This is a genomic window from Bradyrhizobium sp. 187, from assembly GCF_023101005.1.
GTDB classification, from domain to species: Bacteria; Pseudomonadota; Alphaproteobacteria; order Rhizobiales; family Xanthobacteraceae; genus Bradyrhizobium; species Bradyrhizobium canariense_D.
Window position 1 is genome coordinate 2,330,972 of the sequence record NZ_CP064693.1, and the last position, 11,653, is coordinate 2,342,624.

The window sequence follows — 11,653 nt, forward strand, 5'->3', positions numbered from 1 at the left end:
GGGTCATGCGCTTTGCAAGTCAAAGAAATCGAGATCGCCGCGATGCGCTTTACTGATATTTTCATCAAACGCCCGGTCCTGTCGGTCGTCGTCAGCCTGCTGATCCTGCTGATCGGCCTGCGGGCGGCGACGACGCTGCCGATCCGGCAATATCCGAAGCTGTCGAACACGGTCATCAACATCACGACCGTCTATCCGGGCGCGTCCGCGGACCTGATCCAGGGCTTCATCACCACGCCGATCGAGCAGGCGGTCGCCTCCGCCGAAGGTGTCGACTACATCACCTCGTCCTCGGTGCTCGGCACCTCGACGATCCAGGTCTACATCAAGCTGAACTTCGATCCGAACCAGGCGCTGACCGAGGTTCTGGCCAAGACGAACTCGGTCAAATACCTGATTCCGAAAGAATCCAACGACCCGATCGTCACCAAGACCACGGGCCAGACCACGGCCGTGATGTATCTCGGATTCTCGTCCGAAGAGCTGTCGGGCTCGGCGATCTCGGACTACCTGACGCGCGTTGTGCAACCGGTGCTGTCGACCGTCGACGGCGTCGCCTCCGCCGACATTCTCGGCGGCCAGACCTTTGCGATGCGGCTGTGGCTTGATCCCCTGAAGATGGCCGGCCGCAACGTGTCGCCTGCGGATGTCGCGACCGCGATCACCGCCAACAACTTCCAGTCTGCGGCGGGGCAGACCAAGGGCTATCTCATCGTCTCGAACGTATCGACCAATACGGGCCTGACCGACGTCAACCAGTTCAAGAAGATGATCGTCAAGGCCAAGGACGGCGGCTTCGTGCGGATGGAGGACATTGCCACCGTCGAACTTGCGGCCCAAAGCACGGACGCGAGCGTCGCCTTCAACGGCGAGCACGCCATCTTCATCGGTGTGCAGGCGACGCCGCAGGGCAACCCGCTGACGCTGGTCAAGGGCGTGCGGGCGCTATTCCCCGAGCTGGAGCGCAATCTGCCACCGTCGATGAAGATGAAGGTCGCCTACGATTCGACCAAGTTCATCCAATCCTCGATCGACGAGGTCGAGAAGACACTGGGTGAAGCCGTGATCATCGTGATCGTGGTGATCTTCCTGTTCCTGGCGTCGTTCCGTTCGGTCATCATTCCCGTTGTCACCATCCCGTTATCGATGATCGGCGTCTGCACGCTGATGCTGGCGCTGGGCTTCAGCTTCAACCTGTTGACCCTGCTCGCGATGGTGCTGGCGATCGGCCTCGTGGTCGACGACGCCATCGTCGTGGTGGAAAACATCCATCGTCATCTGGAGGAAGGGAAAACGCCGGTCCAGGCGTCGCTGGAAGGCGCGCGCGAAATCGTGGGTCCCGTCGTCTCGATGACCATCACGCTCGCAGCCGTGTACGCGCCGATCGGTTTCCTCGGCGGCCTGACCGGCTCGCTGTTTCGCGAATTCGCCTTCACGCTTGCGGGCTCGGTGATCGTGTCCGGCGTGATCGCGCTGACGCTGTCGCCGATGATGTGCTCGGTGCTGCTGAAGAACACCGAAGAGGGGCGCTTTGCGAAGCTCGTCAACAGGGTGTTTGGCGCGCTGACGCGGTGGTACGGGCGCAGGCTCGACCGGTCGCTCGACTACAAGGCCATCACCGGCCTGTTTGCGGTGACCATCCTCGGGCTCGTCGGCTTCCTCTACATGCACACGTCGAAGGAGCTGGCGCCTGAGGAAGACCAGGGCATCGTGTTTGCGGTGACCAAGGCGCCGAAATACGCCAACATCGACTACGTCGACTTTTATGGCGAGAAGCTCGACACGGAATTCCAGAAATTCCCCGAGACCGATCTGCGCTTCGTGCTGAACGGGATCAACGGCCCGCAGGGCGGTATCGCCGGCATGCTGCTCAAGCCCTGGGAGGAGCGCAAGCGCTCGTCGATCCAGCTGAAGTCGTTGGTGCAGGCCGAGCTTTCCAAGATCGAGGGCGTGCAGGCGTTCGCGTTCAACCTGCCGCCGCTGCCGGGCGGCCCGGGCGGCCTCCCGGTGCAGATGGTGATCAACTCCACCGCCAGTTTCCAGACTGTCTACGAACAGATGGAGAAGCTGAAGGCCGCCGCCCGCAAGAGCGGAATGTTCATCGTCTCCGACAGTGATCTTGCCTACAACCAGCCGAACGTGAAGGTGACGATCAACCGCACCAAGGCGCAGGATCTCGGCGTCAACATGCAGAACCTCGGCAGCACGCTCGCGGTGCTGCTCGGCGGCAACTACATCAACCGGTTCAACCTCGAGGGCCGTTCCTATCAGGTCATCCCGCAGGTGCCGCGCGGCCAGCGGCTCTCGCCGGAATCGCTTGCCGGCTACTATGTGACCACCAACACCGGCCAGCAGCTTCCGCTCTCGACGGTTGTGTCGATCGAGACCAAGACCGAGCCGAATTCGCTGACACATTATAATCAGCTCAATTCGGCGACCTTCTCGGCCGTGCCGATGCCGGGCGTGACCGTCGGTGCGGCGGTCGACTTCCTCGAGAGCGAGGCCAAAAACCTGCCGCAAGGCTTCAGCCATGCTTATCTGGCTGACAGCAGACAGTATGTGCAGGAAGGCAACCAGCTTGCGATCACCTTCGGCTTCGCGCTGATCATCATCTTCCTGGTGCTGGCGGCGCAGTTTGAGAGCTTGCGCGATCCGCTGGTCATCATGATCTCGGTGCCAATGGCGATCGTTGGCGCACTGATCCCGCTGTTCTTCGGCGTGGCGACCATGAACATCTACACCCAGGTCGGCCTGCTGACCTTGGTGGGCCTGATCACCAAGCACGGCATCCTGATGGTGGAGTTCGCCAACGAGCTCCAGATCAACGAGCGGCTCGATCGCCGCTCCGCCATCGAAATGTCGGCCCGTATTCGTCTGCGGCCGATCCTCATGACCACGGCCGCGATGGTGACGGGCCTGATCCCGCTCCTGACCGCGACCGGCGCAGGGGCCGCCAGCCGCTTCTCGATCGGTCTGGTGGTCGTGGCCGGCATGTCGATCGGCACGTTGTTCACGCTGTTCGTGTTGCCGGCGGTCTACGTGGTGCTGGCGACCGACCATCGCGCGGCGGCCGATTCCGAGCGGAACAAGCAGGTCAACGACCTCGACCTCAACGCCAAGGCGCTGCGGCCGACCTGAGGCCACCGATAAAGCGAACCCGAGGGCGGCAGCGGCCAATCCGCTGCCGCCCTTTTCTATTTGCCTCGGGGGCCCGGCTGCCATCAGGCTTTCCCGCGCTCGCGAGAGACAAGGTCCGGTCTTCTTGCTAGGTTCAGCGGGATGAGCCTTCCCCTCCATCCCGACACCCCGCAAGCACGGACGCTGCCGAGCGCCGCGGGGGATGGCGTCGCGTCCGGTACGATGCCGGGGCAGGGAATCAGGACGCGGCTGTTCACCAAATATGTCGCGTTGTTCGTGGCCGTCGTCGCGATCGCGCTGCTGGCCAACGGCCTGTTCGAGGTCGTCTTTTATTATCGCGAGCACAAGGCCGCGCTGATCCGCGTTCAGCATGAACAGGCCGAGGCGGCCGCTGCCAAGATCGGTCAGTTCGTCAAGGAGATCGAGAGCCAGCTCGGCTGGACCACGCAGCTGCCCTGGTCGGCGGGCTCGCTCGAGCAGCGCCGCTTCGATGCGCTGCGGCTGCTGCGCCAGGTCCCTGCGGTCACCGAGCTCGCGCAGGTCGATGCGACCGGCAAGGAGCGGCTGCGGGTCTCGCGGCTTGCCATGGACGCGACCGACAGCGGGATCGACCTGTCGGAGGATCCGAAGTTTACCGAGGCGGTCGCGCACAAGGTCTATTACGGTCCGGTCTATTTCCGCAGGGAGTCCGAGCCGTATATGACCCTGGCGCAGGCTGGGTCGCGCAAGGATGCCGGCGTCAGTATCGCGGAGGTCAATCTCAAGCTGATCTGGGACGTCGTCTCCCAGATCAAGGTCGGCGAGCACGGACACGCCTACGTGGTGGGTCCGGAGGGACGCCTGATCGCGCACCCCGATATCAGCCTGGTCCTGCGCAACACCGACATGTCTGGTCTCACCCAGGTGCGCGCCGCGCTTGCCGGAGGCAGCGCCGCGTTCGACCCGCTTTCCGAAGCGCGCAATCTCCAGGGACAGACGGTGCTGACCGCGTCGGCCCCGATCGCGCCGCTGCACTGGACCATGTTCGTCGAGCTCCCGGTCGAGGAGGCCTATGCGACGCTCTATGCCGCGTTGGAACGGCTTGCATTCGTGCTGCTCGCGGCGTCGATCTTCGCGGTGCTTGCCGGGATATTCCTCGCGCGCCGCATGGTCGGGCCGATCCAGGCGCTGCGCAGCGGTGCCGAGCGCATCGGCAGTGGCGATTTCTCCCAGCGCATCTCGATCCGAACCGGAGACGAACTGGAGGGGCTCGCGGACCAGTTCAATGACATGGGCGAGCGCCTGCAGGAATCCTATGCGGACCTGGAGAAGAAGGTCGAGGTGAGAACCGCCGAGTTGACCGAGTCGCTCGAGCAGCAGACGGCGACGTCGGAAGTGTTGCAGGTCATCAGTTCGTCTCCGGGCGAACTCGCACCGGTGTTCCACAAGATGCTCGAGAATGCCACACGAGTCTGTGGCGCGAGTTTCGGCGTCATGAATTTGTGGGATGGAGAGAATTTCACAATTGCTGCGGACTACAATGTGCCGCCTGCGTTCGCGGCTTCGCGGAAAGATATGGCGATCCGTCCCCATCCGGAGAGCGCGCTTGCCGTGGTCGTCAGAACACGTCAAGTCGTCCACGTTCACGATGTGCAACAAACTCCGGCCTATCTTGCCGGAGGTCCGACCATTCGTGGAATCTCAGACGTCGCCGGCGCCCGTACGATCGTAATCGTGCCCATGATGAGGGAAAGCGAGCTGATCGGAACCGTCGCGGTTTATCGCAAGGAGGTCCGGCCGTTCACCGACAAGCAAATCGCGTTGGTTGAGAACTTCACGAAGCAAGCCGTCATCGCCATCGAGAATACGCGACTGCTGAACGAATTGCGCAAGCGCACGACGGAGCTGTCGCAATCCCTCGACGATCTTCGCACCGCGCAGGACCGCCTGGTCCAGACCGAGAAGCTCGCGTCGCTCGGCCAGCTCACGGCGGGAATCGCGCACGAGATCAAGAACCCACTCAATTTCGTCAACAATTTCTCGGCGGTGTCGACCGAGTTGATCGACGAGCTCAACGAGGCGCTGCAGGCGGCCTCGCTCGACGGCAAGACGAAGGCGGAGGTCGACGAGCTGACTGGCATGCTCAGGAGCAACCTCGAAAAGGTGGTGCAGCACGGCAAGCGCGCCGATTCCATCGTCAGGAACATGCTCCTGCATTCGCGCGAGGGCTCCGGAGAGCGCCGTCCGGCGGACATCAATGCCATCGTCGAGGAAAGCCTCAACCTCGCCTATCACGGCGCGCGAGCCGAGAAGCCTGGCTTCAACGTCACGATAGAGCGCGGCTTCGACCCCGCCGCAGGCATGGTCGATATCTATCCGCAGGAAATTACGCGAGTCGTCCTCAATCTGATCTCGAATGGCTTCTACGCCACTGCCCAGCGCAAGGAGAGCGCCGCAGACGCCTTCGAGCCCACCCTGCGCGCAGCAACCAGAACGCTCGGCGACAGGGTCGAAATCCGCATTCGCGACAACGGCACCGGGATCCCGTCCGAGGTGAAGGAGAAGATGTTCAATCCCTTCTTCACCACCAAGCCGGCCGGCGAGGGCACCGGGCTCGGCCTTTCCATGAGCCATGACATCGTGGTGAAACAGCACGGCGGCACGATCGACGTGAACACCGCACCAGGCGTATTCACCGAATTCATCATCACCCTGCCGCGCGTAATGGCGGCGGACGGCACTTCCGGAGGCAAGACTTGAACGTTTACATCCTGGTCGTCGATGACGAGCCCGACGTCGAGGCGCTGTTCCGGCAGCAGTTTCGGCGCGATTTGCGCGCCGGCCGCTTCCAGATGGAATTCGCGTCGTCGGCACCCGATGCGCTGAAGCTCGCCGCCGAGGTGCGCGATCCCTCGTTGATCCTGATTTTGTCCGACATCAACATGCCCGGCATGAGCGGGCTCGACATGCTGCCGAAGGTGCGTCTTGCGCATCCGGACGTTCCCGTCATTATGATCACCGCCTATGGCGACGCCGAGACGCGCCGGAAGGCGATCGAGCGCGGCGCGGTCGCACTCCTCACCAAGCCGATCGATTTCGCGCTGCTGCGGCAGGAAATCGACACAAGGCTCGAGAAAGCCGCATGACCGCGACCATCCTCTTCGTCGACGACGAGCCGGATCTCGAGGCGTTGGTCCTGCAAAAATTCCGCAAGCAGATTCGCGATGGGTCGGTGACCATCATGTTCGCGCGAGACGGCGTCGAGGCGTTGCAATCGCTCGAGCAGAATCCGCATGTCGACGTGGTGGTCTCCGACATCAACATGCCAAGGATGGATGGGTTGTCACTGCTGGCGAAGCTCCAGGAAGCGGACGACAAGAAGTCCACCATCATCTTGTCGGCCTATGGCGATATGAGCAACATTCGCACTGCGATGAACCGCGGCGCGTTCGACTTTCTGACCAAACCGATCGATTTCGCCGACCTGGAGATGACGATCGAGAAGACCATCCGCCATATCGAGATGCTGCGGGAGGTGCGGCGCCGCCAGACGGAAGCCGAGCGCGCTCACGCCGCGCTCTCGCGTCATTTCTCGCCCGAGCTCGCCAAGCGTCTGGCGGCCGGCGGTGAGAGCGAGGGAATCGAAGTGCAGTGGCGCGATATCGCGACCATCTTCACGGATATAACGGGCTTCACCTCGCTGGTCGAGAGTGCGCCGCCGGAGACGCTGGGCGCGCTTCTCAACGAATATGTCGGCGGCATGACCGAAATCGTCTTCACGCATGAGGGGACGGTTGCCAAGATCATCGGCGATGCAATCCAGGTGCTCTTCAATGCGCCCGGAGATCAGCCCGATTATGCGACGCGTGCGGTTGCCTGCGCGCACGATCTCGACGCCTGGGCGGAGGATTTTTCCGCGCGCTGGAAGCCGAGAGGGGTGAATTTCGGCACCACCCGCATCGGCATTCACGCCGGGCCGGCACTGGTCGGAAATTTCGGCGGCAACCGGTTTTTCGACTACACCGCGTATGGCGACTCCATCAACATCGCGGCGCGACTGGAAGCCGCGAACAAGCATCTGGGCACGCGGATTTGCGTCAGTACCGGCATCGCCGAGGCGGCTGAGAATTTTCGAGGTCGTCCCGTCGGGGAGCTGATGCTGCGCGGACGCAGCGAAGCGTTGCGCGCGTTCGAGCCGCTGACGCCGGCCCAATTCGCTGCGCCGGAAACGGCGCTGTATTCCGAAGCTTTTGCCAAGATGGAAGCCGGTGATGCCGCCGCCATGCCGGCTTTCGCGGCGCTGGTCGGCATGCATGCCGGCGATTCCCTGGCCGGCTTTCACCTGAAGCGCCTGCTTAACGGCGACAAGGGCATTCGCATGCAACTGGAATAGGAGTCCGACATGATTGGTGAATTCTCCGCCGGCAACTACCGTTTCATTCCGTCCGTATTCCAGTATTCGGCCGGTGCGGCCGCAGACGATGGCTATGAGATCGAGCGCGTCCGCTTCGACCGGCTGGTGCCGCTCGCCGAAGGCTTTGCGCTTGCCGCGAAGTATATTCAGGAGGCGGGGCGGCCGCTGACGGCCTTCTGCGCTTGCGAACTGCGCTCGCCCGCGGCCTTCAGCGAAGAAGGTTTTCGCGCGTTCAACCTGCACTATGTGAAGACGTTGTCCGAATGGGGCATCTTCGACGGCACCACCAATCCGGTGGCGCGCAGCAATGTCTGTCCAGAGATCGATCCACCGGCCGAGCCGTCGTTCTACGCGTTCTCCTTCACGCGGCCGACAAGCTCGAAGACGCCGAGCTTCGTGATTTCCGGCGGCGCCGAGGCGCGCGAGGGCGGCGGGACCTATGTCGAGCGCACCGTGCGCTACCGCGACCTCAGCCCGGAAGGCCTTCGCGAGAAGGTGCGCTTCACGGCGACGTCCCAGATGGAGAACAGGATGACGGCCTTCGGCTTCGGCTGGAAGGACACGACCGGCGTGCAGGCCTATTCCGTGCACGACTTCCACCACGCGCTGGTCGACGAACTCGTCCGCCGCGGGGCGTTGCGGTCCGGCCTGACCTGGCACTATGCCCGGCCGCCGGTGGTCGATCTCGAATACGAGATGGATTGCCGCCGCGTGATGCGCGAGGTCGTGATCTAGCGCTGGCGTGGATCGAGCGCGTCGCGCAGGCCGTCGCCGAGTAGGTTCAGCGACAGCACCACGAGGAAGATCGCAAGCCCCGGCCAGATCGCCATCCACGGCGCCTGGGTCAGGAAGCGCTGCGCTGCGTTGAGCATGCTGCCCCAGGATGGCGCCGGCGGCTGCTGGCCGAGGCCAAGGAAGGACAGCGCGGCTTCGGCGATAATGGCGGCCGCAATCGACAGCGTCGCCTGCACTAGCAGCGCCGGCAGGATGTTCGGCAGGATGTGCGAGAACGCAATCCGCCACGGCGGATTGCCGAGCGCGCGCGCCGCCTCGACATAGTCCTCAGCCTTGACAACCAGCACCTGGCCGCGGGTCAGGCGGATGAAAATCGGGGTTGCCGAGATGCCGATCGCGATCATGGCGTTGCCAAGGCTCGGACCGAGGAATGCGGCGAGTGCGATCGCCAGGATCAGGAATGGGCAGGCCAGCATCGCGTCAGTCATCCGGCTGATCAGTGCATCGACGAAGCCGCCGCGATAGCCGGCAAGCAGGCCGAGCGGAACGCCGACGCCCAGAGCGATCGCCACCGAGGTGAGGCCGGCGAGCAGCGAGGCGCGGGCGCCGTAGACCACGCGGCTCAGGATGTCGCGACCGAGCTCGTCGGTGCCGAACCAGTGCGCCGCCGTGGGCGGCTTGCGAACCAGGCTCCAGCTCGTCGCGATGGGATCGTAGGGAACGACGAGCGGCGCGAGAGCCGCGAAGCCGACGAACAAACTGATCATGACAAGTCCGAACACTGCGGCCTTGCGTTTAAACAGGCGCCGCCGGGCGCGACGCGCCGGGCTGTCCAGCTCGTCAGCTTGCGCGATGGGAGCAGCGGGCAGGGCGGCATCGGTCATGAGTCTAGCCCCGTAGCCGCGGATTGACGAGGATGTAGGCGACATCGGCAACCAGGTTCAGTGTGATGTAGACCGTCGCCGTCACCAGCACGACGCCCTGTACCACCGCGTAGTCGCGGTTGAACACGGCGTCCACGATCAGTTTGCCGAAGCCCGGAATGGAGAAGATCTGCTCAGTCAGAACCGCGCCCGACAAGAGCGTGCCGAGCTCGAGCGCGCCGAGCGTAATGATTGGCGTGAGTGCGTTGCGCATGGCGTGCTTGAGGATGACCGAGCGTTCGGACAATCCCTTGGCGCGCGCGGTGCGGACATAGTCGCTTTCCAGCACCTGCAGCATGGCGCTCCGGGTGTGCCGCATTAGGACCGCGGAAATTGCGTTGCCGAGCACGAAGGCCGGCATGATGGTGGCGGCGAGGCTCGCGCGCCAGTTCTCAGTCAACGGCACGTAGCCGGACGCCGGCAGCCAGCCGAGTTCGATCGAGAACAGGAAGATCAGCATGATGCCGAGCCAGAAATTCGGCGTCGAGATGCCCCACAGCGCGAACAAATTGGCACCATAATCCCAGACGGTGCCCCTTTTCACGGCGGAGACGATGCCGGCGGGAATGCCGATCAAGAGCGCGATCAACATTGCCATCGAGCCGAGCTGGAGCGTCACCGGCAGCTTCTGCGCGATCAGCTCGCGCACCGGCATCTTGTTGCGCAGCGATTCACCGAAATTGCCTGATAGAACGCCCTTGAGCCAATAAACGTACTGCACGGGGATCGGCTGATCGAGCCGGTATTGCTGGCGGATCTGCTCGATCACGGCGGGATCGCGCTCCTCACCGGCCATCACCAGCGCTGGATCACCTGGCAACAATTGCTGGAGCGAGAAGATCAGCACCGACACGAAGAACAGTGTCGGCACGATCTGCGCGATGCGGCGGGCGAGGAAGTTCAGCATGGCGCCAGCCGCGTGTCAGGCGAGGCCACGCTCACTTGAACTTCAGCCCGACCACGCGCACGAGGCCATCCGGCATCTGCTTATAGCCCTGGAGTTTAGTCGTATGCGCAATCAGAAGCGTGCGGTGGTAGATGTAGATGATCGGCAAATCGTTGAGCACGATCCCGGTCAGCTTTTCGTAGATCGCCTTGCGCTCATCGAATTTGGCGGTCAGCCGGCCGTCTTCCATCAGCTTGTCGGCTTCCGGGTTCGAATAGACGCCATCGTTCTGCGGTGCCTTGCTGCGCATGAAGATGTAGGAGTTGCCGTCGGGATCGATGCGGCCGCTCCAGTTGATCTGGAAGATCTGGAACTCGCCGGCCTGGGCCTGCTTGAAGGTGGTCGCGAATTCGACCGCGCGGATCTTGATGTCGAAGCCCGCTTCCGCCGCCATCGACTGGATCACCTGGGCAACCGCTTCGTTCTCCGCGCCCTTGGGGATCATGTAGTCGACGGTCACCGGCGAGGTGATGCCCGCTTCCTTCAGCAGCGCCTTGGCCTTCGCGACGTCGCGGCCGTGGACCGGGAACGCCTTCTGGTAATAGGGATGTGTCGGGCTGACCCATTGATTGCCTGGGGTGAACTCGCCGTTAAAGACAACTTGGTTGAGAGCTTCGCGATCGATCGACAGATCGAGCGCTTGGCGTACTTTCGCCGACTGGCTGAGCGGCCCCTTTGCTTTGTCGTTGCCGATATTGACGGTCAGGCCGTAATAGCCGAGCTCCGGTGCCGTCGACAGCACGAGCCGCGAATCCGCACGCACGTCCTTGATGTCGGTGGCGAGCACGCGCTCGATTAGATCGAGTCCGCCGGACTTCAGGTTGGCAAGGCGCACCGTGGCGTCAACGATCGGCAGGAAGACCACCCGGTCGATATGGATGTTGTCCTTGTTCCAATAGTCGGCGAATTTTTCGAAGACCATGCGGTCCTGCTGCACGCGCTCGACGAACTTGTAGGGACCGGCGCAGACCGGATGCAGGCCGAACTTGTCGCCGGCCTCCTTGGCAGCCTTCGGCGACACCATCATGCCGGAGCGGTCGGTCAGCTGGGCGATCAGCGGGGAGTAAGGTGTCTTAAGCACCAGCTTGATGGTCAGAGGGTCTACGATTTCGACATGGTCGACGCTGGCGAGCTCGGACTTGCGGAACGAGGTCGGCAGCGTCATGTGACGCTCGATCGAGAACTTTGCGGCTTCCGCGTCGAGCGGCTCGCCGTCGTGGAATTTCACGTTGGGCCGGAGCTTGATCGTCATCTCCTTGCCGTCGGGCGAGGTCTCATGCGACAGCGCGAGCTGCGGCACGATGTTGAGCTTCTCGTCGATGTCGAACAGCTTGTCGCAGAAGGCGGAGAACACGATGCGGCCGACATAGGTGCGGCCGATGCTGGGATCGAGGATGTCAGGATCCTCGGCGATGCCGATGCGAAGTGTGGTCTGGGCTTGGGCCGCGCCTACGAGCGACGTCAGCAATGCCGACGCCAGGAGTGCCAAACGCATAGGACTCATCGCTCTCAACCTCT

General features: G+C 63.0%; 8 protein-coding genes. 5 read left to right on the forward strand and 3 right to left on the reverse strand.

Going from position 1 to position 11,653, the window contains the following annotated elements; genetic code table 11:
- The first annotated feature begins 42 nt into the window (after positions 1–42).
- The 5 genes from IVB19_RS11045 to cnbZ all read left to right on the forward strand — a co-directional run bounded on the left by IVB19_RS11045 (position 43) and on the right by cnbZ (position 8,266).
- Complete coding sequence (locus IVB19_RS11045; RefSeq protein ID WP_247488764.1) at positions 43–3,138, forward strand: MexW/MexI family multidrug efflux RND transporter permease subunit; 3,096 nt, start codon at positions 43–45, stop codon at positions 3,136–3,138.
- A gap of 141 nt (positions 3,139–3,279) precedes the next feature.
- Positions 3,280–5,877, forward strand: coding sequence for an ATP-binding protein (locus IVB19_RS11050; RefSeq protein ID WP_026233288.1), 2,598 nt, complete (start codon positions 3,280–3,282; stop codon positions 5,875–5,877).
- Positions 5,874–6,263 carry a response regulator gene (locus tag IVB19_RS11055; RefSeq protein WP_018457048.1) on the forward strand — a complete coding sequence of 130 codons (390 nt, stop codon included), beginning with the start codon at positions 5,874–5,876 and terminating at the stop codon, positions 6,261–6,263. Before IVB19_RS11050 ends, IVB19_RS11055 begins: the two co-directional genes overlap by 4 nt.
- Entirely contained in the window at positions 6,260–7,510 is a 1,251-nt protein-coding gene (locus tag IVB19_RS11060; protein WP_247821403.1) for an adenylate/guanylate cyclase domain-containing protein, read from the forward strand. The genes IVB19_RS11055 and IVB19_RS11060 overlap by 4 nt, the downstream gene beginning before the upstream one ends.
- A 9-nt stretch (positions 7,511–7,519) precedes the next feature.
- Positions 7,520–8,266, forward strand: a complete 747-nt coding sequence (cnbZ, locus tag IVB19_RS11065; protein ID WP_247821404.1) for a 2-amino-5-chloromuconate deaminase CnbZ — start codon at positions 7,520–7,522, stop codon at positions 8,264–8,266.
- Here cnbZ and IVB19_RS11070 read toward each other — a convergent pair.
- The 3 genes from IVB19_RS11070 to IVB19_RS11080 are packed head-to-tail and all read right to left on the reverse strand — an operon-like array spanning position 8,263 to position 11,639.
- Positions 8,263–9,150 (reverse strand): ABC transporter permease, encoded by an 888-nt coding sequence (locus tag IVB19_RS11070; protein WP_247488758.1) that lies wholly within the window; start codon positions 9,148–9,150, stop codon positions 8,263–8,265. The genes cnbZ and IVB19_RS11070 overlap by 4 nt on opposite strands.
- Before the next feature lie 4 nt (positions 9,151–9,154).
- A complete protein-coding gene (locus IVB19_RS11075) occupies positions 9,155–10,096 on the reverse strand; it encodes an ABC transporter permease (RefSeq protein WP_018457044.1) in 942 nt (313 codons plus the stop codon).
- 31 nt (positions 10,097–10,127) lie between these two features.
- Positions 10,128–11,639, reverse strand: a complete 1,512-nt coding sequence (locus IVB19_RS11080; RefSeq protein WP_026233287.1) for an ABC transporter substrate-binding protein — start codon at positions 11,637–11,639, stop codon at positions 10,128–10,130.
- Between the last annotated feature and the right edge of the window lie 14 nt (positions 11,640–11,653).

Excerpts from the sequence above, each read along its gene's own strand:
- cnbZ (WP_247821404.1), top strand. The coding sequence starts at position 7,520 with ATGATTGGTGAATTCTCCGCCGGCAACTACCGTTTCATTCCGTCCGTA.
- IVB19_RS11045 (WP_247488764.1), top strand. The coding sequence starts at position 43 with ATGCGCTTTACTGATATTTTCATCAAACGCCCGGTCCTGTCGGTCGTC.
- IVB19_RS11075 (WP_018457044.1), bottom strand. The coding sequence starts at position 10,096 with ATGCTGAACTTCCTCGCCCGCCGCATCGCGCAGATCGTGCCGACACTG.
- IVB19_RS11050 (WP_026233288.1), top strand. The coding sequence starts at position 3,280 with ATGAGCCTTCCCCTCCATCCCGACACCCCGCAAGCACGGACGCTGCCG.
- IVB19_RS11060 (WP_247821403.1), top strand. The coding sequence starts at position 6,260 with ATGACCGCGACCATCCTCTTCGTCGACGACGAGCCGGATCTCGAGGCG.
- IVB19_RS11080 (WP_026233287.1), bottom strand. The coding sequence starts at position 11,639 with ATGAGTCCTATGCGTTTGGCACTCCTGGCGTCGGCATTGCTGACGTCG.
- IVB19_RS11070 (WP_247488758.1), bottom strand. The coding sequence starts at position 9,150 with ATGACCGATGCCGCCCTGCCCGCTGCTCCCATCGCGCAAGCTGACGAG.